Origin of the sequence: Rhizobium etli 8C-3 (genome assembly GCF_001908375.1) — a bacterium.
GTDB classification, from domain to species: Bacteria; Pseudomonadota; Alphaproteobacteria; order Rhizobiales; family Rhizobiaceae; genus Rhizobium; species Rhizobium etli_B.
Genome location: NZ_CP017244.1, coordinates 741,508 through 766,329 on the forward strand (window position 1 = coordinate 741,508; position 24,822 = coordinate 766,329).

Annotated in this window: 19 protein-coding genes; 3 read left to right on the forward strand and 16 right to left on the reverse strand. The window is 59.2% G+C overall.

Annotated elements, in window-relative coordinates; genetic code table 11:
* Positions 1 to 121 precede the first annotated feature (121 nt).
* From cysG to AM571_RS28560, 12 genes are all read right to left on the reverse strand, one after another.
* The gene (cysG, locus tag AM571_RS28505; protein ID WP_074064352.1) at positions 122 to 1,591 is read right to left on the reverse strand and encodes a siroheme synthase CysG; all 1,470 of its coding nucleotides are present in this window, start codon (positions 1,589 to 1,591) and stop codon (positions 122 to 124) included.
* Positions 1,563 to 4,220, reverse strand: coding sequence for a nitrate reductase (locus tag AM571_RS28510; RefSeq protein ID WP_074064353.1), 2,658 nt, complete (start codon positions 4,218 to 4,220; stop codon positions 1,563 to 1,565). The genes cysG and AM571_RS28510 overlap by 29 nt, the downstream gene beginning before the upstream one ends.
* Positions 4,221 to 4,550: a nitrite reductase small subunit NirD gene (gene nirD, locus AM571_RS28515; protein ID WP_074064354.1), complete on the reverse strand. Its 330-nt coding sequence runs from the start codon at positions 4,548 to 4,550 to the stop codon at positions 4,221 to 4,223.
* 10 nt (positions 4,551 to 4,560) lie between these two features.
* The gene (nirB, locus tag AM571_RS28520) at positions 4,561 to 7,011 is read right to left on the reverse strand and encodes a nitrite reductase large subunit NirB (RefSeq protein WP_074064355.1); all 2,451 of its coding nucleotides are present in this window, start codon (positions 7,009 to 7,011) and stop codon (positions 4,561 to 4,563) included.
* Between the two features lie 16 nt (positions 7,012 to 7,027).
* On the reverse strand, positions 7,028 to 8,293 hold the full coding sequence (locus tag AM571_RS28525; RefSeq protein WP_074064356.1) for an MFS transporter: 1,266 nt from the start codon (positions 8,291 to 8,293) through the stop codon (positions 7,028 to 7,030).
* A gap of 316 nt (positions 8,294 to 8,609) precedes the next feature.
* On the reverse strand, positions 8,610 to 9,824 hold the full coding sequence (locus tag AM571_RS28530) for a CmpA/NrtA family ABC transporter substrate-binding protein (RefSeq protein ID WP_074064357.1): 1,215 nt from the start codon (positions 9,822 to 9,824) through the stop codon (positions 8,610 to 8,612).
* The gene (locus AM571_RS28535; RefSeq protein WP_074064358.1) at positions 9,821 to 10,423 is read right to left on the reverse strand and encodes an ANTAR domain-containing response regulator; all 603 of its coding nucleotides are present in this window, start codon (positions 10,421 to 10,423) and stop codon (positions 9,821 to 9,823) included. The genes AM571_RS28530 and AM571_RS28535 overlap by 4 nt, the downstream gene beginning before the upstream one ends.
* A 166-nt stretch (positions 10,424 to 10,589) precedes the next feature.
* Positions 10,590 to 11,387: an ABC transporter ATP-binding protein gene (locus tag AM571_RS28540; protein ID WP_074064359.1), complete on the reverse strand. Its 798-nt coding sequence runs from the start codon at positions 11,385 to 11,387 to the stop codon at positions 10,590 to 10,592.
* Between the two features lie 11 nt (positions 11,388 to 11,398).
* A complete protein-coding gene (ntrB, locus tag AM571_RS28545; RefSeq protein WP_074064360.1) occupies positions 11,399 to 12,289 on the reverse strand; it encodes a nitrate ABC transporter permease in 891 nt (296 codons plus the stop codon).
* Between the two features lie 59 nt (positions 12,290 to 12,348).
* Positions 12,349 to 13,647, reverse strand: a complete 1,299-nt coding sequence (locus tag AM571_RS28550; protein ID WP_074065630.1) for a CmpA/NrtA family ABC transporter substrate-binding protein — start codon at positions 13,645 to 13,647, stop codon at positions 12,349 to 12,351.
* Between the two features lie 362 nt (positions 13,648 to 14,009).
* On the reverse strand, positions 14,010 to 15,284 hold the full coding sequence (locus tag AM571_RS28555; protein ID WP_132550840.1) for a CmpA/NrtA family ABC transporter substrate-binding protein: 1,275 nt from the start codon (positions 15,282 to 15,284) through the stop codon (positions 14,010 to 14,012).
* Between the two features lie 49 nt (positions 15,285 to 15,333).
* Positions 15,334 to 15,921: an ANTAR domain-containing response regulator gene (locus tag AM571_RS28560; RefSeq protein ID WP_074064362.1), complete on the reverse strand. Its 588-nt coding sequence runs from the start codon at positions 15,919 to 15,921 to the stop codon at positions 15,334 to 15,336.
* 589 nt (positions 15,922 to 16,510) lie between these two features.
* On the opposite strand from AM571_RS28560, the gene AM571_RS28565 reads away from it, so the two are divergent.
* Complete coding sequence (locus AM571_RS28565; RefSeq protein ID WP_074064363.1) at positions 16,511 to 16,987, forward strand: Lrp/AsnC family transcriptional regulator; 477 nt, start codon at positions 16,511 to 16,513, stop codon at positions 16,985 to 16,987.
* Positions 16,988 to 17,266: 279 nt separating this feature from the next.
* Here AM571_RS28565 and pdxA read toward each other — a convergent pair whose 3' ends face one another.
* The 4 genes from pdxA to AM571_RS28590 all read right to left on the reverse strand — a co-directional run bounded on the left by pdxA (position 17,267) and on the right by AM571_RS28590 (position 21,797).
* On the reverse strand, positions 17,267 to 18,253 hold the full coding sequence (gene pdxA, locus AM571_RS28575; protein ID WP_074064365.1) for a 4-hydroxythreonine-4-phosphate dehydrogenase PdxA: 987 nt from the start codon (positions 18,251 to 18,253) through the stop codon (positions 17,267 to 17,269).
* Positions 18,254 to 18,281: 28 nt separating this feature from the next.
* Positions 18,282 to 19,415, reverse strand: a complete 1,134-nt coding sequence (locus AM571_RS28580) for an iron-containing alcohol dehydrogenase (RefSeq protein WP_074064366.1) — start codon at positions 19,413 to 19,415, stop codon at positions 18,282 to 18,284.
* Positions 19,416 to 19,693: 278 nt separating this feature from the next.
* The gene (locus AM571_RS28585; RefSeq protein ID WP_074064367.1) at positions 19,694 to 20,881 is read right to left on the reverse strand and encodes a sialidase family protein; all 1,188 of its coding nucleotides are present in this window, start codon (positions 20,879 to 20,881) and stop codon (positions 19,694 to 19,696) included.
* A gap of 10 nt (positions 20,882 to 20,891) precedes the next feature.
* The gene (locus tag AM571_RS28590) at positions 20,892 to 21,797 is read right to left on the reverse strand and encodes a dihydrodipicolinate synthase family protein (protein WP_074064368.1); all 906 of its coding nucleotides are present in this window, start codon (positions 21,795 to 21,797) and stop codon (positions 20,892 to 20,894) included.
* A gap of 283 nt (positions 21,798 to 22,080) precedes the next feature.
* Between AM571_RS28590 and AM571_RS28595 the strand changes: the two genes are divergently transcribed.
* Entirely contained in the window at positions 22,081 to 23,727 is a 1,647-nt protein-coding gene (locus AM571_RS28595; RefSeq protein ID WP_074064369.1) for an ABC transporter substrate-binding protein, read from the forward strand.
* A 136-nt stretch (positions 23,728 to 23,863) separates the two neighbouring features.
* Positions 23,864 to 24,820 carry an ABC transporter permease gene (locus tag AM571_RS28600; protein WP_074065631.1) on the forward strand — a complete coding sequence of 319 codons (957 nt, stop codon included), beginning with the start codon at positions 23,864 to 23,866 and terminating at the stop codon, positions 24,818 to 24,820.
* The last annotated feature ends 2 nt before the right edge of the window (positions 24,821 to 24,822 follow it).

The following is a 24,822-nucleotide window of genomic DNA, read 5'->3' on the forward strand; positions in this document are numbered from 1 at the left end:
GCCGAACCGCTTATGCAAATCGATTTTTGAGATTCGCTTGAGTGGAGATGCAAGGAACATCGCTGCCGCTCGACGTTCTTGCGCAGGAATAGGTCATTGCGGGCGCAGCAGCAAAAAGTTGCTATTGGGACGCAGCGGCCGACAAAGGTGCTGCGTGGGCGGCGTGTTGCCGGGCGGCAAAAACATCACCGACTGCGATCAAGACAGGGTTATCATAGCCGATCTCGCGGATGCCTTCGGCAAGACCGAGAAGCTTCCCGTGCCACTGACGCTGCGTCGTGCGGCTCACGTCGCTCATGATGACGACCGGTGTTTCCGGCGACAACCCTTCGGCGACCAGGCGGTCGGCTATAAGCGGCGCTGTTCTCCCGCCCATATAGAAGACGGTGGTCGTGTGCGGATCGGCAGCGGCGGTCCAATCGATATCCATCGGCAATCCGCCATGGCGGGAATGGCCAGTGATGAAACGGACAGACTGGGCATGCTCGCGATGGGTCAGCGAAATGCCAAGGCGCGAGGCCATCGCGCTTGCGGCCGTGATGCCGGGAATGACGTCGACCGGAATGTTTTCGCGATCGAGATGAGCGATCTCTTCGCCAGCGCGGCCGAAGATCATGGGATCGCCGGCCTTGAGGCGGACGACGCGCTTGCCCGCCTTTGCGAGTTTTACCATCGTCGCGTTGATGTCCTCCTGGCGGCAGCTGGTGCGGCCGCCGCGCTTGCCGACCAGCATGCGCTTGGCCTCGCGGCGCGCGAGTTCCAGCACCTCGGCGGAAACGAGATCATCGAAAAGAATGACGTCGGCGGCCTGCAGGGCGCGAACCGCCTTCAGTGTCAGAAGCTCGGCATCGCCCGGCCCGGCTCCGACGAGAGTGACGCGTCCGGTTGTGCTTGTTGCGCACGTCAAGCCCCGAGCGGCAAGCAAAAGCTGCTCCTCGGCATGGTCTAAGGCAGGACCGTCGAAAGCCATGTCGGCGAATTTTTCCCAAAAAAGCCGCCGCGCGGAAGCGGATTCGAGGAGCCCGTTGACCTTGCCGCGTATTGATTGGGCAAGTCCAGCCCAGGATTTCAGCGTGCGCGGGAGCAGGGTCTCGATCTTGCGCCGGATGGTCTGGGCAAGAATGGGTGCTGCACCATCCGTCGAGATTGCAACAACGACAGGCGAGCGGTTGACGATCGATCCGAACTGGAACTGGCAGAAATCCGGCTTATCAATGACATTGACCGGAACGCCCATCGCGCATGCCGCGTTGAAAAAGCGCCCGGCTTCGATCTCGTCGTCGCAGTCGGCAATTGCGATGGCAGCGCCGGCGAGAGCTTCCAGTTGCCAATGCCTTGGATGATGGGTCAGTCTGGCCGCGGCGTGCTCGAGATTGCGGGCAAGAAGTGCCCTGAAGGTATCGCTCAGCGTTTCGGCATAGATTTCGACATGAGCGCCACAAGCGGCAAGAAGTTCCGCCTTCCAGGCGCAGGCGTCGGAGCCGCCGGCCACCACGCACCGCTTGCCTTCAAGCGCCCAGAAGACGGGCAGCTTTGCAAGCGGCTCCATGCGGGCTGGATTGTCATTCCGCGGCTGCTGCAAGACATCCATCGACGATCCCCTTGATTTCGGCGCGGCAGGAGCCGCAGTTGGTGCCGGCGTTGAGCTCTTTGCCGATTGCATCGACACTGTGGCAGCCGCCGCGGACCGCCGCTACGATCTGATTGACTCCGACGGCGAAGCAGGAACAGACCGTGGCGCCTGGGTCCGGTTTGTCGGCGCCCGGTCGGCCGGCGACAAGGGCAAAGCGCTTGCGCAAGTCGCCATGTTCGGCGGCAAGCTGTGAGATCGCCCAGTTGCGAGCGACAGCGACCGGTTCGGCGGCGAGGAACAGGGCTGCAAGCAGGCGCGTGCCGTCGAAGAAGGCAAGTCGCAGATCGCCCGATTGCTGATCTGCGTAGCCGAGCGGCTCGATCTCGGCAGAAATATCAAAGGTGCTGCGACACCAGGCGCACCAGTCTTCGACCGCGTGGTCGAAGGCCAGTTCCAGTCGCCAGCCGCCATCTGCTTTGGCCAAGGCCCAATAGGTGGCACTGAGATTTTGCGGTTTGCCCGCCGACACTGCAAAGCCATAGCGGGCTGCCTTCAATGGCCGGGCAGCGACGGCGACGTTCTTGGAGGCAGGCTGGCCGGAAAACGGATCGGTGAGCGGGCCAACCACGGCGTCGATACGAGCCCTGGCGGCAAACTGATCGTTCCAGTGCATGGGTACGAAAATGTTGCCGCGGGCTTGGCGTTCGGTGATCAGCGCGCGCACGATGACCCTTCCCTGCGGGCTTTCAATTTCGACCAGCCCGGCATTGCCGATACCGATTTCCATCGCGTCTCGGGGGTGTAGTTCGCCAAAGGGTTCGGCAATATGGGCCGAAAGCCGCGCACTTTTACCAGTGCGCGTCATCGTATGCCATTGGTCGCGGATACGTCCCGTGTTCAGCGTGAAGGGGTAGTCGGCGCTGGTGCGGTCGGATGCGGGTGGTTCGACCGGCACGAAGCGTGCCTTGCGATCAGGATGAAAAAAGCTGCCCTTCGCAAAGAAACGGGTCACAATCCTTTCGTCGCCGATGGGCTGCGGCCACTGAAAGGGTGTCATCTCCTCGTAGGCAGCTTTGCCGATGCCAGCATAGGCGCCGATGTCGAAATCGCGGCTGCCGCTGTTTTCGAAGGCCGAAAGTGCGGCATGCTCAACGAAAATATCTGCCGGAGAGGCAAAGGCGAACGCATCGGCAAAACCCATGCGGCGTGCGACCTCGGCCAATTGCCACCAATCCGCGCGCGCCTCGCCGGGGGCGTCGATGAAGGAACGCTGACGCGAAATGCGACGTTCGGAATTGGTAACTGTGCCGCTTTTTTCTCCCCATCCCAGAGAGGGCAGCAATACGTGGGCATGGCGGGCGGTGTCGGTTGTCTTGAGGATATCGGAGACGACGACGAAAGGGCAGGCCTTGATCGCGGCCTCGACGGCATCGGAATCCGGTAGCGAGACCACAGGGTTCGTCGCCATGATCCAGAGCGCCTTTATGCGGCCGTCGCCGACCGCCTTGAACATGTCGACGGCCTTCAGACCCGGCGCTTCGGCAATCGCCGGCGACTGCCAGAAACGTTGCACGCGATCACGGTCTTGTCCGCTCTCAATCGCCATGTGGGCGGCAAGCATATTAGCCAGTCCGCCAACCTCGCGGCCGCCCATCGCGTTCGGTTGGCCCGTGAGCGAGAAGGGACCCATGCCGGGCCTGCCGATGCGTCCGGTGGCGAGATGACAGTTGATGATGGCGTTGACCTTATCGGTCCCTGACGAGGATTGGTTGATGCCCTGGCTGTAGCAGGTGACGGTCTTTTCGGTCGCCTCGAAGAGACGGTAGAATTCGCGAAGCTGCATTGCTGGCAGGCCGGTCCGCTCCAGTACCTCGTTGAAGGAGACACCAGAGGCTGATGCAAAAGCCTCGGCAAAGCCGTTCGTGTGTTCAGCCACATAATTCTGGTCGATGGCATTGTTTGCGATCAGGTGCTCGAAGAGGCCGAGAAAAAGAGCGACATCGCTGTCCGGCCGGATCGCCAGGTGGAGATCAGCGAAGTCGGCTGTCATCGTGCGGCGCGGATCGATGACGACGATCTTCATGCCGGGACGCGCCTGCTTGGCGGCCGTCAGCCGCTGATAGATGACAGGATGACACCAGGCGAGGTTGGATCCGGTAAGGATCACCAGGTCGGCAAGCTCCAGATCCTCGTAGGTCCCGGGAACGGTATCGGCGCCGAAGGCGCGGCGGTGGCCGGCCACGGAAGATGACATGCACAGGCGCGAGTTGGTGTCGATGTTGGCCGAGCCGATGAAACCCTTCATCAACTTGTTGGCGACGTAATAGTCCTCGGTCAGCAGCTGACCCGAGACATAAAAGGCGACGGAGTCTGGCCCGTGCTCGGCAATGGCATCCGAAAAGCGCTGCGCCACCAGATCAAGAGCCTCATTCCATCCGGCCCGCCGTCCCGCGATCTCCGGATGCAGTACGCGTCCGTCGAGATCGATCGTTTCGGCGAGCGCCGAGCCCTTCGAGCACAGCCGCCCGAAATTCGCCGGATGGTCCGGGTCGCCCTTGACGGAAACATTGCCGTCATCCGCGATCCTGGCGATCACTCCGCAGCCGACGCCGCAGTAGGGACAGGTCGTCTTGATCTCTCGTGTCATCTATTCCGCCGCCATCATCAAGCTTTCAAGAGCGACGAAGAGGGCGCCGTCCTGGTTGCGGACCGGAATGGTTCGCACCGCCCCCTCATCGGCGCCAAGCGCCTTGCCGGTTTCGAGCGAGATGACCCAGTTGTGCAGCGGGCAGGTGACCGCCTTGGCATGCACGATACCCTGGCTGAGAGGACCGCCCTTGTGGGGGCAGTGATCTTCTATGGCGAAGACTTCGTTTTCAGCCGTCCGGAAGACGGCGATCTTGCCCTGAGGCGTCTTCACGCAGCGCGCACCGCGCAGCGGGATCTCGGAGATATCACCGATTGCAATCCAGTTCATCTTGATCTCCTTACTCTGCAGCCTGAGGATAGCCGATCGTCGCCATCGGCTTGAACTCGTGCTTATCCTTGCCCGAGACGCGTTCCGACCAGGGATCGACCTGTGCGAATTTCTGGCTGAACACGAAGCGCTCGAAATAGGCCTTGCGCTTTTCGGCATCGCCCATGATCTGGCGACGGATCTCTTCGAGGCCGATGCGCTTGGCCCATTTGTAGATGCGTTCGAGATAACGTGCCTGCTCGCGGTACATCTGCGTCAGCGCAACGATGTGAACGAGCGCTTCATCCTCGGTCTTGACGAGACCGAGGATTTCGGTGCCCTTGATGTCGAGACCGGCCGCACCGGCGAAATGAATTTCGTAGCCGGAATCCACGCAGATGACGCCGATATCCTTGCAGGTCGCCTCCGCGCAGTTGCGGGGACATCCGGAGACAGCCATCTTGAGCTTTGCCGGCGTCCAAGAGCCCCACATGAATTTTTCAATGCGGATGCCGAGCCCGGTCGAATCCTGCGTGCCGAAGCGGCACCAGTCTGAGCCGACACAGGTCTTGACCGTGCGCAGGCCCTTGGCATAGGCCTGACCGGAGACAAAGCCTGCCTTGCCGAGGTCGGCCCAGACGGCGGGAAGGTCCTCTTTCTCGACGCCGAGCAGGTCGATGCGCTGGCCGCCGGTGACCTTCACCATCGGGATTTCGAACTTGTCGACCACGTCGGCGATGGCGCGCAGCTCCTTGGAGGAGGTAACGCCGCCCCACATCCGCGGCACCACCGAGTAGCTGCCGTCCTTCTGGATGTTTGCGTGGACGCGCTCGTTGATGAACCGCGACTGATAATCGTCGGCATATTCGTCCGGCCAGTCGCAGACGAGGTAGTAGTTGAGCGCTGGACGGCACTTGGCACAACCGCAGGAAGTCTTCCACTCCAGCTCCTGCATGACGGCAGGGATGGTCTTCAGCCCCTTGGCCTTGATCAGGCGCCGCACGTCGTCATGGCCAAGTTCGGTGCAGCTGCACATTGGCTGCACGGCGGCAGGGTTATAGCTGTCGCCGAGCGTCAGCGCCATCAGCTGCTCGACGAGGCCTGTACAGGAGCCGCAGGACGCCGAGGCCTTGGTGTGGGCGCGCACGTCATCCAGCGAGGTCAGGCCCTTGGCCGTGATGGTCGAACTGATTTTACCCTTGCACACGCCGTTGCAGCCACAGATTTCCGCGTCATCCGGCAAGGCTGCAACGGCCGCCATAGGGTCCAGCGGAGACCCTCCCTGGTAGGCCTGTCCGAAGATCAGCGTCTCGCGCATCTCGGAAATATCGGTCTGCTTCTTTTTGAGATCGTTGAACCAGGCGCCGTCTGCGGTTTCGCCGTACAGCACCGTCCCGATGATCTTGTTGTCCTTCAGCACCAGGCGCTTGTAGACGCCAGCCGAAGCGTCGCGAAGGACGATCTCCTCGCGGTCGTCGCCATCGGCGAAATCGCCAAGTGAATAGAGCTCGATGCCGGTGACCTTGAGCTTGGTCGGGGTGTCGGAGTGAACGAAGGCAGCGGAGGTGTCACCGGAGAGGTGGGCGGCGGCAACGCGGGCCATTTCGTAGAGCGGCGCGACAAGACCGTAGACCTGTCCACCGACTTCGGCACATTCGCCGAGCGCCATGATGCTGCCGTCCGAGGTCTGCATGCCGTTATCGACGACGATGCCGCGATTGACCGCGATACCAGCCTCTTTCGCCAGGCCGACATTCGGACGGATGCCGACGGCCATGACGACGAGAGTTGCCGGAATGATGCGTCCGTCGTCGAGCTCGATGCCCTCGACCTTGCCATCGCCGATGATTGCCTTGGTATTGGCCCTGGTGATGACCTTGATGCCGCGCTCCTCGACGGCCCTTTGCAACAGATAGCCGGCCGCAGGATCCAGTTGACGCTCCATCAGCGTCGGCATCACATGCAGCACGGTCACGTCCATGCCACGCTGGGCAAGGCCAGCTGCCGCCTCAAGACCCAGCAAGCCGCCGCCGATGACGATTGCCTTTTCGCGTGACTGGGCAGCAAGCAGCATTGCCTGCACGTCGTCGAGGTCACGGTAGGTGATGACGCCGGGTAGGTCTTTGCCGGGAACCGGAATGATGAAGGGCACGGAGCCGGTGGCGATCACCAGCTTGTCGTAGCTTTCGGTGACGCCGTGGTCGGAGGTCACGGTCTTCGCGTGACGATCGATCGCGACGATCTTGTGGCCCTTGTAGAGCGTGATCCCGTGCTTGATGTACCAGCCGTCGCCATGAATGATGATCTGCTCATAGTCCTTTTCTCCCGAAAGAACAGGCGAGAGCATGATGCGGTCGTAATTGACGCGGGGTTCAGCGTTGAAGATTGTCACCTCGTACTGACCAGGCGCCTTTTCGAAGAGGTGCTCGAGCATGCGCCCGGGCGCCATGCCGTTGCCGATGATAACGAGTTTTTCTGTCATAGTAACAAGTCCTTGATTAGGTTGCCGCCACTGCGGGCACGGCGTGCCCCTGGCGTGACAGGTGCTTTACGGACAGGTGCATCCAGATGAGCGACGTCACGACGATCGCAAACAGCAGCAGGAAGCAGCTGGACCAAAGGCCGGTGATGTCCTTGAGCAGGCCGAAAGCGATCGGAAGGATGAAGCCGCCAAGGCCGCCCATCATGCCGACGACGCCGCCGACTGCGCCGACGCTTTCGGGATAGTAGGCCGGAATGTGTTTGTAGACGGCTGCTTTGCCGAGGCTCATGAAGAAGCCGAGCACGAAGATGACGATAATGAAGATTGCCGGCGTGATACCAAGCCCGGGCTCGGATCCGGATGCAGCCGGTAGCGACAGGATGAGAGTAGCGACGGCGGAAACGGCCAGCATCGCATACATGACGCTTCTTGCGCCCTTCTTGTCGGACAGGACGCCGCCGAATGCTCTAAAGATGCTGCCTGGAACGGAATAGGCCGCCGCAATCATGCCGGCGATTTCCAGATTGAACCCGTAGACGCCGACCAGATAGCGCGGCAACCACAGCGACAAAGCGACAAACCCGCCGAAGGCGAAAAAATAGTAAAGCGAGAAACGCCAGACCTGGATGTTCTTGAGAGGAGTGAATTCTTCAAGGAAGCTCTTGGGTGCGACGCCGCGACAGCGGCGGTCGCGAAAAGCTGGGTCGTCGGTGGTCGAAAACCAGAAGACGACCGCCATCGCCACAAGAACGAGAGCCCAGATTTCAGCAACCGCCTGCCATCCCCAGGCGATGAGCACGAAGGGCGCCGCGAACTTGGTAACCGCGGCTCCGACATTGCCAGCGCCAAAAATCCCGAGCGCAGTACCCTGCTTGTCTGGCGGAAAGAACGGCGAGACATATGCGACACCAACTGCGAAAGAGCCCCCGGCGAGGCCGATCCCGAGTCCAGCAATCAGCATTTCCGTGTAGCTTGTTGCGTAGGAGAGCAGGAAAGTCGCTATGGCCGCTGCCACCATGGTGAGCGTGTAGACCAGACGGCCGCCATAGCGGCTCGTCCATATGCCTAGCACGATCCGGACGAGCGAGCCGGTCAACACGGGGGTGCCGACCAGCAGTCCGAATTCTGCCTCGTTGAGACCGAGTTCCTGTTTGATACGAACGCCTATAATCGCAAAGATCGTCCAGACGGCGAAGCAAACGGTGAAGGCGACCGTCGAAATCCACAATGCTCTGGCTGACTCGCCAGCAGACATTGGCTGGGGTTTCTCAGAAAAAGGCATGGCTTCTCCAGGGCCCGACAATGTCGTGCCAATCAATCGGTAAGAGTTAAAACAAAAAGCCGCTGGCCAGGTCGCGCACACAAGAATGCGCGGGATGTCCTGATCAGCGGCTTTGCCTGAGGCGCCCGTCTTTGGACGCCGAAAAATGCGACCTTTCGGCCTCGCTATTATCCATGCAAGAGGCGTGCCAACTCGAAATCGAAGTGGATTTGGCCAATTCTCAGCGTAAATCCGCCTTATTGGTCAGGATGGCCAGGTCGCGACACCCGGCTTCTTCGGTCAAAAATTATGCAATGCATAGAAATTAGGCGTCATGCTATGCCTGCTTTTGAGCAGCAATATACGCATCGACGCAATCGGGATCGAAGAGATTGCCGTCGAAAAAGCCATCGGGACCGAGCGTCATCGTGCCGCTGGAGCCAACTGGCGTTTCCATGCGCAAGGCGCCCTCAACCTTTGAACTTGCAGCAGGCATGGCAACGCCAAGCGCCTTTAGAGCGTTGCGGTAGATATCCGGCCGATAGGTGTTGCCGGCTACGTTTTGATGGGCTGTGGTGTGATCGACGTGGCCCCAGCGGACCATCTGTGTGTAGAACCAAAGTGCGTGGCTCTTCCATGGAAACGTCGCCGCCTTGGCGTGCGGGACGAAGAAGTCGCTGACCGTCTGCGTAGCGTCTCGGCCAATTCTGAGCACTCCGGTAACGGATGGAAGCAGCCACTCCGCAGGACTGTTGATATAGGCCGGACCCGAAAGCAGCAGGGCAAGCTCTTCATGATTGGCGGGATCGGCGCACCAGAGTGAGGCATTGTAGAGCGCTCGCAAAAGGGCCACGAGAGCCTCAGGATTGCTATCGCCCCAGCGACTGTTCACCCCGAGCACCTTTTCGGGGCTGGATTTCCAGATTGCTGCCTTGACGGTTGCAATGTGGGCGCCGCGTTTGAGGACGCCGAAAGTATTCCATGGTTCTCCAGCACAATAGCCGTCGATCAGCCCCGACCTCAGCGCGTCACCCATATCCTGCGGCGGAAGGGTCGTGATCTCGATCTCGCGCTCCGGATCGATGCCGCTTCCAGAAAGCCAGTAGCGCAATTCGTAGTTATGTCCGGAATAGGGGTGTACGATGCCGAAACGAAGCTTCTCGCCTGCCCGCTGCGATATCACTTTCTTCAGTGCGGCACCGCTTGAGCGCGCATCAAGCGGATCGGTTGCACCATCGTCGGCCATTTCCCGCCACAAGGCGCCCGAAACGGTGACGGCATTTCCGCCGAGTCCGAGCGCCATGGGTACGATCATGCGCGGCGCGGGGGCCATGAGACCTAAATTGCAGGCGATCGGCATGGGGGCAAGAATATGAGCGACTTCGAAATGGCCGACCGCCAGCCTGTCCCTGATCGTTGCCCAGGATCGCTCCCGCACGAGCGTGAGGGCCACTTCCTGCGCTGCAGCAAAGCCCTTCTCTTTGGCGACGACGAGCAGTGCGCTGTCGAGAAGCGGAACGAAGCCCGCGGTGATGTCATGCATGTTCCTCATACGTCCGCTCCAGGATCAAGCAGGTTTGCCGCGGTGACAAGGCTTTGAGCGATCTCGACGACTTTCCTGTTCTGGTTCATAGCCGTGCGCCGCAATAGCGCGTAGGCTTCGGCTTCCGACAGCCCGCGGGTGCGCATCAGCAACCCCTTGGCGCGATCGATCAGCTTTCGTTTTTCCAACTCGCCGCGTGTTTCTTCCAGTTCTTGGCTCAATCGCGCAAAGGCATTGAAACGACTGATCGCCATCTTGAGGATGGGTCGGACGCGTTCCTGCTTCAGGCCATCGACAATATATGCGGAAACACCCGCCTCGACCGCAGCTTCGATCGAGGCCTCATCGGACTTGTCCACGAACATGGCAATAGGCCTCTTCACCGCACGCGATATCTGGAAGATGCTCTCGAGCATGTCGCGGTTGGGGTTTTCGAGATCGATGACGATGACATCGGGATTGATCTCGGTGATGCGCCTGGCAAGACCATTCATGTCATCGATGATCGTCACCCGGTCGTAACCGGCCTCGAGCAACCCGTCCTCGATGATGGACGCACGAATGCGGTTCTCATCAATGACCAGGACATTCAGACTGTTAGCTTTCATGAGACCGCGGGTTATTGGTATTCATTGGCAACAGCGCGCCGATGATGCAGGAGCCAAGGACACGAGGCCGCAGATGCGCGAAGACAGACACAAAATCAAGTAATATCTTGGTTGCTCAATCTCGAGGAGTCGACCACGGTATCTGCGCAGCGCCAATCGTTGTGAGCTACTCCGCGGCTTCAACGAAGCGGTGACGTTCGTAAAGAAACTTCAACACCGCCTCGCGGCATTTGAGGTATGTGCGGTCCGAAGCGAGTTCGATGCGGTTGCGCGGCTTTTCGATCGGCACGTCGAGGATTTCACCGATCTTGGCCGCGGGTCCGTTGGTCATCATCACGATGCGGTCAGAGAGCAGCACGGCCTCGTCGACATCGTGTGTGATCATCACCATCGTGTTGCCGAGACGTGCGTGGATATCCATCACCGCATCCTGTAGATGGGCACGCGTCAGCGCGTCGAGTGCACCGAAGGGTTCGTCGAGCAGCAGGATTTTCGGCTCCATCGACAGCGCACGGGCAATGCCGACACGCTGCTTCATGCCGCCGGAAATCTCAGCGGGCCGCTTGTCCTTGGCATGGGCCATCTGGACGAGATCAAGATTGGCCATGACCCATTCGTGACGCTCCGCCCTGCTCTTCGAACTGCTGAAGACCTTGGAAACGGCCAGGTTGACGTTCTCATAGACGGTGAGCCAGGGAAGCAGGCTGTGGTTCTGGAACACGACGGCGCGTTCGGGACCGGGCGCATTGACTTCCCGGTTTTCGAGAAGCACGGCACCGGCCGAAACCGGCGTCAATCCGGCGATCAGGTTCAAAAGCGTGGATTTGCCGCAACCGGAGTGGCCGATGATCGATACATACTCACCCTTGGCAATCGTCAGGCTGATGCCCTTCAGCACTTCGGCGCGCGTTCCGGCCCGGTCAAAATGCTTGTCGACATGGTCGAGCTTGAGATAGGCAGTCATGGTCGTTCCTTTCAGTTTGCCGAAGCGCCACGGGTGATCAGTCGGCCTGAGGCGGCCACCAGCTTGTCGAGCGCGAAACCGACGACGCCGATATAGGCCAGGGCGACGATGATGTCCGGCAAGCGCGACGAATTCCACGCATCCCAGATGAAGAAGCCGATACCGACGCCGCCGGTCAGCATCTCGGCTGCGACGATGGCAAGCCACGACAGACCGACGCCGATACGAAGGCCGGTAAAGATGTAGGGCGCCGCCGATGGCAGCATGATCTTGAAGAAGAATTCGAAGTGATTGAGTCGCAGCACCTGCGCCACGTTGCGGTAGTCCTGCGGAATATTACGCACACCAACGGCCGTGTTGATGATCACTGGCCAGATGGAGGTGATGAAGATTACGAAGATTGCTGAAGGATTGGAATCTTGAAAGGCGGCGAGCGACAGCGGCAGCCAGGCAAGTGGCGGGACAGTGCGCAAGACCTGAAAGATCGGATCGAGCCCGCGCATGGCCCAAATGGATTGACCAATGACGGCGCCGATGACGACACCCGAAATCGCGGCAAGACCGAAACCGTAGGCGACGCGCTGCAGCGAGATAATGACGCGCCAGCCAAGCCCGATGTCCTGGGAGCCGTAATTGAAGAAGGGATAAGCAATCAGATCGAAGCTTTCCTGCCAGACCCGGTGGGGAGAGGGCAGCGAGGCGTCGGGCGACGAACAGAGCACCTGCCAGACGGTCAGAATAATCGTAAGCACGACAAGCGGCGGCACGATGGTGCGTGCGGCCACCATCGCAACGTCGCGGACATTGATCCGGGGTGCCGGCTGTCTTGCAAGGCGCACGACATTTGCAGCCTTCGGCGCAGTCTTTGCCGGTATGGGTTTGTTCTTTGCCAGGGCGGACATGGGGCGCTCCTCGTCGTGAATAAAAGGCCGGCGCGCCTGTCGCGCGCCGGAGGTGGGGATCAGGATGCGGCCTTGATGGCAAGGCTATCGAGATAGGCGGACGGATTTTCCGGATCGAAGACCTTGCCGTCGAAGAAGGTTTCCTTGCCCCGGGACGGAGAAGAGGGGATGTCGGCGGCAGCGACACCCAGCGCCTTGGCCGCATCGCGCCAGAGATCCTCCCGGTTGACCTGGTCGACGAGAGCCTTGATGTCGGTATCAGGGGCGAACTTGCCCCAGCGAACGTTCTCGGCCATGAACCAGGTATCGTGGCTCTTGAAGGGATAGGAAGCGCCGCCTGCCCAGAACTTCATGTAAAGATCGGTGCCATGGACGACACGGCCGTTGCCGTAGTTGATGTCTCCCTTGAGGCGGCCAAGGACGTCCTTCGGCGGCACGTTGAACCATTGGCGCTTGCCGAGGATTGTTGCCATCTCCTCCTTGTTGTCCATGCTGTCGCACCATTGCTGGGCTTCCATCACGGCCATCAGCAGGGCTCTTGTGGCATTCGGGTTCTTCTCGACCCAGTCGGCGCGCATGCCGAGCGCCTTTTCAGGATGTCCCTTCCAGAGTTCGCCGGTCGTTGCTGCGGTAAAGCCGATGCCCTGATTGACGAGCTGCTCGTTCCATGGCTCGCCGACACAGAAGACGTCCATGTTGCCGACCTTCATGTTTGCCACCATTTGCGGCGGCGGCACGACGATGGTGGAGACGTCCTTGTCCGGATCGATACCGCCGGCGGCGAGCCAGTAGCGGATCCAAAGGTCGTGGGTGCCGCCGGGGAAGGTCATTGCGGCCTTCACTTCCTTGCCTTCGGCCTTCTTTTTTTCGAAGGCCGCCTTCAGCTTGGATGCGTCGAGCTGGACGCCGGTATCGGCATATTCCTTGGCGACGGAAATGCCCTGGCTGTCGTAATTCAGGCGGGCGAGCAGGGCCATCGGTACCGGCTGATTGTTCTGCGTCACTTTGCCCGTATGCATGAGATAGGGCAGCGGCGAAAGGATATGAGCACCGTCGATCCCGTTCGAGGCACCGCCGAGAACGAGATTGTCGCGTGTTGCGCCCCAGGAAGCCTGCTTGGCGACCTCGACATCGGCAAGGCCGTGTTTTTCGAAAAGGCCCTTCTCCTTGGCGACGATCAACGCGGCAGCGTCGGTCAGCGCGATAAAGCCAAGTTTGGCGCCCGTAACTTCAGGTGCTGCGGCTGCTGCAAAAGCGCCGGAGGGAAAAGCCGTGCGGACTGCGCCGATCAAGGCAGCCGCGGCGGTTGTTTTCAGGAGGCTGCGGCGGCTCATGCCGCTCGTAAGGATCTTGTTCATGCGCTGGTTCCCCTTGTTGGTCGTCGCAGGAATGTTCGGGAATAAAAAAACGCCGCCCGGAAATTGCGTCTGCGGGAAGGGAGAGTTCCCGGACAGCAAAAACCGTGCGACGTCGATGTCTTTTGCAAGCGCTTATCGCGCGCTTGTCCGCCAAGATCGCCATTGATCCGGGCAAGGTTTCTCCTGCAAGCCCCGTGCCAGTTTTTGAAGTGAACTTTAGATCATTGAAATTAAATCAAGTTCTGCGCTTTAAGCGCCTATGCACAAATTTTGAGCTTATACCAATCCTGCGTATATTTTGTGCTAATGCTATTTCTCGTGCGCGGGCGGCTGCCAGCCTTTTGTGCAAAGCAAAAAGGAAATCAGGCCTCGTGCGCATCCGGTGCAAAGGGTAGGGTGCTGCGAACCGCAAATCCGCGGACATACTCCACGAGCCGCGCCGGATCGAAAGGGCGGCCGTCCATGAAGCGGTCTTGGTCGTTGTCGCCTTCGATGCGGATATCGGCATCCTGAGGCGTGCGCGTCTCCCCGAGTGCCGTCCTGTAGAGGTCGGGGCGATAGGCGGAAGCTGCCGCGCGCGCGCTGTTCAGGCTGATTGACGCCTGTCCCCAGCGGACCATCTGGCTATAGATCCACAATGCTTGGCTCGGCCTTGGGTAGTTTGCAAAGCCGCCATGGAACAGGAAGTAGTTATTGATGACGCGGCGGTTGCCCTTGGCATCCAGGCTGAACTCGCCGGCAAGCACATATCGGATAATGTCGACGGGTGCTGCAATATAGCGCTGATCGGCCAGTAGCGCGGCCAAGGCATCGTGGTTTGCGGCATCGTCGCACCAGCGTGCTGCGGCATCGAGCGCCACGATCAGCCGGGAGACCGTTTCCGGATGGCTCTCTGCCCAATCCGGCCGCATGCCGACGACCTTTTCCGGGGCTGACGGCCAGATATCCTGTTTTGTCGCAACGATCCGACCGACACCGCGCTCAGACGCCACCATGTTCCACGGCGCGCCGACACAGAAGCCGTCGATCGCGCCGGCAGCCAGAGCGTCGGAGGTGAGTGGCGGCGGGACGACGACGAGCTTCACGTCCTTGTCGGGATCAATGCCGCCTGCGGCCAGCCAGTAGCGGAATTCGTAGTTGTGCGAGGAAAAGGGATAGGTCATCCCGAGAGTCGGCACCGGCTCGCCGGTCAGCCGCATCTGGTTCAGCACCAATGCAAAGGCGCGCGCGCTTTCGAGGGCGCTGGCTTCCTCGGAAAGACCTGCGGTTTCGCGCATCCGTTCGAAGAGGCGCGTCGAAAGGGTGATCGCATTGCCGCCGCGCCCGAGCGAAAAGGGTGTGATGGTCGGCGAAGGGTTCGAGCCCAGTCCAAGTGCTGCCGCAACAGGCATCGGTGAGAGCATATGGGCTATATCAAACTGGCGAAAGGCCAGGCGGTCGCGAACATTCGCCCATGAAACGTCTCTGACGAGATCGAGGGTCAGGCCCTCCTTCTCGGCAAATCCGAATTCAGCGGCCGCAATCAGCACCGAGGCGTCGACCAAGGGAATAAAGCCGGCGCGAAGAACACGCGGGCCCTCGCTGCTGAGTTTTGAAGGCGCAGAGACGCGTCCTTGCTGTGTGTCTATTTTCGTCACCGCATTCACTCCGCAGTCCTCCGGACAATCGATTGGCCGTGGCGGCGGGTCACATCAGCAACCCTGCGGCCGTCACGACGCTTTGTGCGATTTCGGACATCTTCTTCTTCTCGTTCATCGCCGTCTGGCGCAGCAGAGCGAATGCCTGTTCCTCCGAAAGGCCGCGCATCTTCATCAGGATGCCTTTGGCCCGCTCGACGACCTTGCGCTCTTCGAGTGCCGATTTTGCGTCGGCGAGCTCCCGCTGCAGGCGGCTGAAGGCATTGAACCGGCTGACGGCCATATCGAGAATGGGTTTGACCCGCTCCTTTTTCAGACCGTCGACGATATAGGCAGAGACGCCGGCATCTACGGCCGCTTCGATGGAAGCCGTATCGGACCGATCGACGAACATCGCGATCGGCCGACTGACCGTTCGTGTCAGCTGGAACAGGTGCTCCATCATGTCGCGGTTCGGATTCTCGATGTCGATGATGATAACGTCCGGTTTCAGTGTTTCGATGATGCGTGCGACGCCCTGGACTTCGTGAATGACGGTGACCCGCGTGTGGCCGGCCTCCTGCAAGCCCTCCTCGATAATCGAGGCGCGGATTGCATTTTCATCTATGACCAGAATTGTCAGGTCGAAACGGCTCATGCGCCGTTTATGACGCACCGCAATAAAACAGGCAAGTTAAAAGCCGCAAAAATAAGCATAAAGTAATAATGCACAAAAAATACGCGGTTTAGGCATCCCCAGCCTTCGCAGGCCGATGGTTTGAAGCGCCTTTATCGGGTTCCACGAGCGGCGAGCCTGTGGGGAGTCGGCGATCGGATGTCGGCGATAGGTCCGATGCTCAACCCACATCCGCTGGAGCCGGCGGCAATGGCGAACCCTGGAAGCCATTTCCCCGATGGCTGGGGTGCCGTCCCAATTTTATCCTGTCCAAGCTGCCAGCTGGCACCACCACCCCCCAGTTCCGCTCGAGTTCCGGCACCAATCGGGGGCAGGCTCGATGTTCCAGCTGAGGCCGTCGATCGAAAGCCTGGCCGAGAAGGACAGAGCTGGAGTTCGTGAAGGGTCAGCATTTTCTACTGCCCTTGCGCGATCGTGCAACCGTTTATGCTTGTCAGGGCAAGCGCACAGATAATGACAGGAGGGACTTATATGCTATGGTCGGATCGGCATGGCGCAGCATTTTCTGCTGCGGTTGCCGATCGATGAAACCAGTTAAGGCAGGGCTCACATGAAACTCGATCGGATCGACATCAAGATTCTCTATGAGCTGCAGAAAAATGGCCGTATCACCAATGTCGAGCTTGCCGAACTGGTCAATCTTTCGCCAAGCCCTTGCCTCATGCGCGTGAAGAAGCTGCAGTCAGAGGGCTATATTATCGGCTATTGCGCCCAGGTGAATGTCGGCAAGCTTGGTCAGACCCTCACGGTCTTCACCGAGGTTACCCTCAAGAACCACAGGCAGATCGATTTCGCCCGCTTCCTTGCGGCAGTCGAGAAGATCGACCAGGTGATCGAATGCCACCTGGTCTCCGGTGGCTACGACTATATGCTGAAGTTCGTAACAGCGGGCATCGGCGAGTACCAGACCATTATGGAGCGGCTAACGGACATGGACATCGGCATTGACAAGTATTTCAGCTTCGTGGTGCTGAAATCACCGATCGTCAAGGCCCACATGCCGCTGACCAGCCTCTTTCCGGTGTAGATGCTGGCAGTGTCTCAGCGCAGCGCCGGCATTAGGCACGCACGAGTTTCGGCTCCTGCTCAAGTCCATCGAGCCGGGTTGGATCGAGTTTCGGCACGCAGGCTGTCGGAAGGTGTCTGTTCCACGCAACTTGAAGATGCCTGACCGCGGGGTTGTCACAGGTTTTCGGGATTACCCGTGAGAAAAAGGGAAAGGCTTTGAAACTGACGTCATCGATCAGGCCGATCGCCTGTAATGTCGGATCGACGATATGTAACATACTATCGAGCGTCGTTTGAACTATGCGCGCTGGCGCGGTGAACGCGCCATCAGCTGCGCGTAGGCAATCGCCGATAGCATGTTGGCGTGATTTGCCTTTCCGGTGCCAGCAATATCGAAGGCGGTGCCGTGATCGACGGAGACGCGGTCGATTGGAAGACCGAGCGACACATTGACGGCGGTTTCGAAGGCGACGAGCTTGATCGGAATGTGGCCCTGGTCGTGATACTGGGCAATTACCAGATCGAAGGCGCCGTTATAGGCACGCGCAAAGACGGTATCGGCTGAAATCGGGCCAACCACGTCAATGCCCTTAGCTTGAGCCAGTTCGACCGCAGGCGTCAGAAACTCCATGTCTTCCGTGCCGAAGAGGCCGTTTTCGCCGCAATGCGGGTTGATGCCGGCAACGGCGATCCGTGGTTTCTTGCCAAGGCGCACAAAGTGGTTATGGCCCGCTTCGATCGTTGCAATGACGCGGTCCGTCTTGGCGCGCTCGATGGCACCTCGCAGCGAGACATGCGTCGAAACATGGATCGTATTAAGGCGCTCCGAGGCAAGCAGCATGAACGAACTCCTCGAGCCGGTCAGATGCGCAAGCAGGCCGGTGTGGCCGTCGAAATGATGCCCGGCAAGGTTCATTGCCTCCTTGTTGATCGGCGCCGTGACGATCACGTCGGCATCGCCCGACATCGCAAGCTCGACGGCGCGGCTGATGTAGCGAACGCAAGCGTCGCCTGCGACGGGGCTGATTTTGCCGATTTCGGGAAGGCTGCCGTCAAGCGCCACCTCGTCGAGGGCAATCGTCGATCCGTCTTCCGATGCAGAGGGCGCAAAGCGCAGGTCGATGCCGGTCGTGCGGCAGGCCCGCTGCAGTGCATTGCTACTGCCGACGATGACGAAATCGCGGCGCTCATGTCTTGGCATTGCCGCAAGCGCTTTGACGATGACTTCCGGGCCAACGCCTGCCGGATCGCCGAGCGTGACTGCGACTTTCGCATTTTTGACCATCAGTCAATTTCCCTTTGCAAGGGCCGGCCTAGAAGGCGGCTTCATAGATCGAGCGGATGTCGTCGCGTGTCAGATCACGCGGATTATTATCGAGCAGGCGGCGGATGGCAAAGGCATCATCGGCCATCTCGTCCAGGCTGCTTTCAGGCACACCCAAACCCGACAGCTTCATCTCGATGCCGAGTTCTGCGCAAAACTCATAGGCGGCTGAGAAGACGGTTTTGATCTCAGCGGAGGCGGGATGGCCGAGAGCTTCCAGGACAGCCTTGGTCTTGGCCGGAACGGACGGTGTGTTGAAAGCCAGCACATGCGGGAAGATCAGTGCATTTGCAGCGCCATGGGCGACATGCCAGCGCGTGCCGAGCGGATAGGCGAGGGCGTGGCCGCCGGCCGTATTGACCGGTCCCAGGCAGAAGCCGCCATAAAGGGAGGCGAGCGACAAGCCAGCGCGCGCTTCTGCATCGGCGCCGTCCCTGACAGCACGTTCCAGATATTTGCCAACGAGCCGCGTGCCTTCGATCGCGTAGATATCGATCATCGGATGCGCCTTGCGATTGGTAAAGGCCTCCACGCAATGCGCCATTGCATCCACTCCGGTCGCAGCCGTCGTGCGGGGCGGAACGGTAAAGGAAAGCGCCGGATCGACGACGGCGATATCGGCAAGCATGTAGACGCTTTCGACGGCAAGTTTCGCCATCGTTTCGGGATCGGTTACCAGCGCGCGGATACCCGCCTCGCTGCCGGTTCCAGATGTCGTTGGCACTTGTGCGAGAGCCACTTTGCGCGGGCCTTGAACCATGTTCGCTCCGACGACCTCGCGCAGGCTTTGCGGCGAACCGGCAAGCACGGACGCGAGCTTGGCAAGGTCCATGGCGCTGCCGCCGCCGAAGCCGACGACGAGTTCTGCCCGGGCGGCTTCGGCGGCACTCAGCACCTTGTCGAGATTGCCGATGTCGGGTTCCGGAATGACATTTCCAAACACTTCGACCTTGCCCTGGATCTCGAGGGCATCGACGCGCGAAGCGTTGAAGGCATCCGAAATGACGAGCGTGCGGGTGTAGCCTTTCTCTGCGGCCCATTTGCCGAGCCTGCCGGCCGTGCCGATGCCGAACTCGATGATGTTCGGCCTGATGGTCGTGATAGGCGAACCCAGACTGGCCATGAAAGCGGCTCCTCCCTAACAAAAAACGGCCGATCACCGTCAAGGATGTAAAGTTGTTATATCAGCCGCCTGTTTCTGGCAAGAAAAATGCTCAGGACATCTCGAAAGATCGTCAAAAGGCTGAATGGGTGAAGACTAGAAAAGAGCGCAGCATCATACAACCACTTGAATTTATTTAATAATGATGGAACATCATTCGCTGACGCGGACGCGCTGGCATCGATGGATAGTGCCCACGCGGTTTGAACGTATATTTGTCAATATCGGCGGTGAGCTGGCTAGCCGAGTGCCTCAGCCGGAAGCCGGACATATTTGATTGCCCGACGATAATAGGTATAGGCGATGTGCAGCGTTCCGTCCGGGCCTTCAACGATTGAGGGATAGGAGAATTCGCGATTGAGCGAATCCCTGGAATTGTTGCTGAGGCAATAGCCGTCGCCGGTATCAAGATCGATCAGGCGATGAAAGTCTGCACCGCCGTTGTCGGAAAGGGCAAGGCTGAGAGGCGCGCGCGACACGCCCCATATTGCTTTGCGGCCCGATGTGACCGGCTCAGTGGCGCCCATTTCAGATTGATCGCTTTCGATCTCGTCGTAAAGCGACCGGCGTCGCGCCGTGGAAGTCTCGGCACTACTGTGGTTGTAAACCATTGCAATCCTGTCGTCCTTCAGCAAAACAGCCTGAATGGACGAGTTGTTGTTTGGCAGGTTGATAGGTCGTGGACGGGACCAGCTTTCGCCGTCGTCTTCGGATGCAGCCGAGAGGACGTTTAGCGCAAAGCGGTTGCGGAAGAAGGCTATCATCCTGCCCTTGCCGAGCGCCAGAATGTTCATATGGACTGCGCCGAGGCTGTCAGGAACGTCGGTCATGGTCCAGGACTGACCCTGATCGCGGGATATCAGCACACCTGCGGTGTCTACATCACCGCTCCAGCGTTGGCCCGGTAGGCTGACGCAGCGGAATGCCGGCAGAAGCCAGTCTCCTTTGGAATTTGTCACGATCGGTTGGCGGACGAAGGTTCCGGGCAAATCGCAAAGAAGCCGGACCGGTCCGAACGTTTTTCCGTCGTCGCGAGATATTCGGCATTTGACAACCGCGCCATCCTGATCGCCCGAAGTCTGCGAAGTGTAAAGCAGCCAGACGGTCCTGTCCGGTGCATTGAAAATCAATGGGTTCTGCTCGGACTTTGAAGGGTCGTCTGAAAGTTTCTGCGGCTCGGACCATTGCGCTGTTCCTGGTGCGAGCTTCGACATGTAAACCGCTATGTCGCCCATGCCCTCCATCGTGCCGCCGAACCAGACGCAGCTCAAGGTGCCGCCGGGGAGAAAAGCGAGGTTGGCGGCATGATTTTGGATGCATGGCGAGGGCAGGTAGGCGTCTGCGCGGCCAGCGTGAGCGGAATTCGGCCGGATCAGGCCGTTCATCAATGCGGGGATCTTTTCCGGCGGCAAAGCTGTCAAGCTCATGAGGTTCTCCTTATGGCAACTGCGCATAGTTTTCGGACAAAGCCGCATACTCGGCGTCGTTGAGCGCCACCAGCGGCGGGCGGGTGCGCTTCCACGCACTGTCACCCGTCTTGAGGCCGACCATGGCTTTGATCGCCGGGATCTGTGCATAGGAATTCGAAAGCGTGCGATAGGCATTGATGCGCTCTTGTGCCTTATCGACCTGTGCGGCGCGTGTCGCATCGAAAACGTTGTCATAGACGGTGCGGAGCGAAGAGGCGACCAGATTGGACGTTGCCGTAATACAGCCGGCGCCACCTGCCTTCAACAAAGGCAGCAGCAATGGGTCTGCGCCGCAAAGCACCGAAAAGCCCGGATGGGCGGAGATGATTGCCTGCATGTTATTGAAATCGCCAGCCGATTCCTTGATGCCAACCACGGTTTCGGGGAAGGCATCGATCAGTCTGCCGATCAACGGGATCGAGATCGCAATGCCAGAGACCTGCGGTATATGATAGAGAATGACGCGCAGGCGACTGTCGTTCACCCGGTTTAGAATCTGGAAATAGGCATTGAAGAGGCCATCGTCCGATACGCCCTTGTAGTAGAAGGGTGGCAACATCACGACTTTGGTCACGCCGAGCGAAAGCGCATGGTTGGTGAGCTCGATGGTTTCGGGAATGGCGGCAACGCCGGTCCCCGGCAGAAGGTTTTCGGCCGGAACGCCGGCTTTCAGGGCCGCTTCAAGAATGGTGCGCCGTTCGGCGAGCGAGAATGAATTCGCTTCGCCTGTCGTGCCAAGAAGCGCCACACCGTGACATCCCTCCGAAAGCAGACGTTGGCAATGCTCGGTGAAAAGGCCAAGATCCGGGCTGCCGTCAGCGTTGAGAGGCGTGGTTGCGGCGCTGAAGACGCCTGTAATCTTATGATTGCTCATCTTTTTCCTCCTCGTCGAAGCGACAGCGCCTTTATACGCTTTTTGCCGCAGTGTTTTGTCCACAGGAGAAAGTTGTTGTCAATCTTACAAGCTGCACGTTGAAGCCAACCTTAGATCAAGGTGTTGTTATAATGGGAAAAATTTTTGTATCAAGATTTTTGCAGCCGAGAATATGAATTTTATATTGACAGATTTACATTGTCGCGCAACTCTGCTGCTCATTCCATCGTGCTGGCTCGGGGAGGGCTTTCGAGGGCGCGTTGAATGCTCATGGGAGGAGCAGATGACAATTCGAAAGAACCAGACTGCCTCACAAATTTCGCGCCGTGATGCGCTGAAGCTTAGCCTCGCCGCAGGCGTCGGCCTAACGATGTTCGGCATGAGTGCACGTGTTGTCATGGCCGAGGAAGGTCAGGTTCTCAAGGCCATCAATCCGGCCTTCGACCAGGATTGGTCGCCACTTCGTGGCGGCGGCAGAACCTTCCGCTGGAATTCGTTCTGGTGGGCGTCGCCGATGTATTTCGACACGGAAGGCAAGTTGCAGCCTTATGTATTCACGAGCTGGGAATCGTCCGACAACAAGGTCTGGACCTTCAAGATCGATCCGAAGGCTGTTTTTTCCGACGGCAGCAAGATCACGTCGGCGGATGTGAAGGGTTCATGGGAAGTGGCCTCGATGCCGAACACCAAGAGCCAGCGCGCCGACCAAGTGCTGAGCAAGGTGCAAGGCTACAAAGAGATCGGAGCCGGTTCCGGCACTGAGCTTACCGGGGTCGCAACGCCGGATGAAGGGACGGTCACCGTTACACTCACGCAAGCTGACCCGATTTTCTTCATGCGCCTGGCAAACCATATTATTCCCGTGACCAAGGCGTCGCAGTCGAGAGGCAGCGACGGGGAAGAGATAGCCGACTGGTACAAGCCGGACAATAATGCCGTCTACTCCGGTCCTTTCAAGCTAACGAGCATCGACATCGACGCAGGGAGCCTGACGTTTGAGCCGAACGAGAATTTCTTCGGTCCGAAGCCGAAGCTTGCTCGCATCGAGATCAGTTCGATCGAAGACAATGTGACGGCGACGTCTCTCATCAATTCCGGCGAGTATAACGTCCATACGGAACTGGTCACCTCGACGATAATCCAGGATCTCGGTCCGGAGTTTTCAGCAGGGCCGATCATTCCTACGAGCCAGCACTTCTGGTTCAACATTTCGCGTGCACCGATGAACGATGCGAAAGTGCGTCAGGCGCTGATCATGGCGGTTGACCGCGACGGGCTTTTCAAGGCGTCTTATCCGGATGGACCGCACAAGAAGGCAGACCAGATCCTGAATTCCGTGCCTGGCGCGGACGGTTCCGGCTTCGAACCCTATCCTTTTGATCCTGAAGGGGCAAAAAAGCTGCTTGCTCAATCGAGCTATGGTGGTCCCGAGCGGCTGCCGAAGATCATGTTCGTTGGCATCTCGGCGCCCGCGATCCAGGCAGCTGCCCAATTCATCGCGGAACAGTGGCGCCAGAACCTCGGCATTACCGCAGTCGACATGAAACCGCAGCAGGACGCCTATGCCGGGCCTGACCAGAACTCGGTTCAGATTTTCCGCGACGATGTCGGCACGCGCGTCCCCGATGCCGTTTCCTACCTCGCCGGTTCAATCGCCTCCACCTCCTCCAACGCCCAAAACAAGCTCGGCGGTTACAAGAACGACAAGGTCGACAGCCTGCTTGCCGAAGCCGCGACCAAGGCTGCAGACGACCCGCAGCGCGTGAAACTGGCGCAGGAGGCACAAAAGGCGTTCCGCGACGATTGGGTATTCATTCCATGGTATTCTCAGGCGATGTCCCGCTGGGCGACGAAGGAGGTCAAGGGGATGGAGAAGAACCTGGACTGGCAAGTCGTTGCACCATGGGACATTTCCATCGATCAAGCATGATGGCTTTCGCCGACTTTGTCGCTGAACAGCAACATGCGCGAGGTCCGTACGGCCTTCGCGCATGTTTCAAACAGAAGGCGCGGTTGTCCGCGGCTATCCCCGTGAAAACTGCGCCGATGAACAAGTGGAGGTGGCTTTGTTTCGTTACGTGTTAACGCGGTTTGCCATCTGGATTCCGTCCGTCCTTGTCGTGATGATGGCCGTTTATGCGATGGCATTTTACGGTGCCGGCGATCCGATCAAGCTGATCTTTCTTCGTGCACCGGGCGATGTCGCCTATAATCCGGAACGGATCGAAGCCATTCGAGAGAGCGCCGGCCTTAACAAACCATTCATCGAGCAGTTCGGCCTTTACATCTGGAACTTGCTGCATGGCCAGTTCGGCAATTCGCTGACCTCGGGCCGCTCGGTCTGGGCGATGGTTTCCGCAGCCGCTCCCGTCTCCTTCAAACTGGCGCTTTGTTCCATCACCTTGACAGCGGTCGTTGCCATCCCCCTCGGCATGATCGCAGCGCTCAATCAGAATTCCAGGCTCGACTATACGATCCTCGGCTCGGCCCTGTTCTTATGGGCAATTCCTGCCTATGTCGCCGGACCACTGCTCATGGTCGGATTGATCGTCTTCCTGCCGATGATCAAGGTTCCCTACGGTTGGGGAGGTATTTTTGATGTCCGCATCCTGCTGCCCCTGATTGTTTTGTCCTTTCAGCCGATTGCGCTCATCGTACGCCAGACGCGTGCGGCAGTGATTGAAGTGCTGTCGGAGGATTTCGTACGCACGGCGCGGGCCAAGGGCGTACCGGAAATCGTCGTCGCTCTCAGGCATATCCTGCGCCCGGTGCTGACCCCGGTCGTCACCCAGCTCGGGCTCGTCATGATCACCATCGTCAACGGTGCGATCTTCGTTGAACTGGTCTTCGGCCTACCCGGCCTCGGCCGTCTGACCGTGCAGGCGCTCACGAATTCCGATTATCCAGTCATCCTGGCGATCACGCTCATCGGATCCTTCCTGGTGATGGTCTCGAACCTTCTGGTCGACGTTCTCTATCCGCTGCTTGACCCACGCGCCAACGATGCAAGAAGGAGTCGCTGACA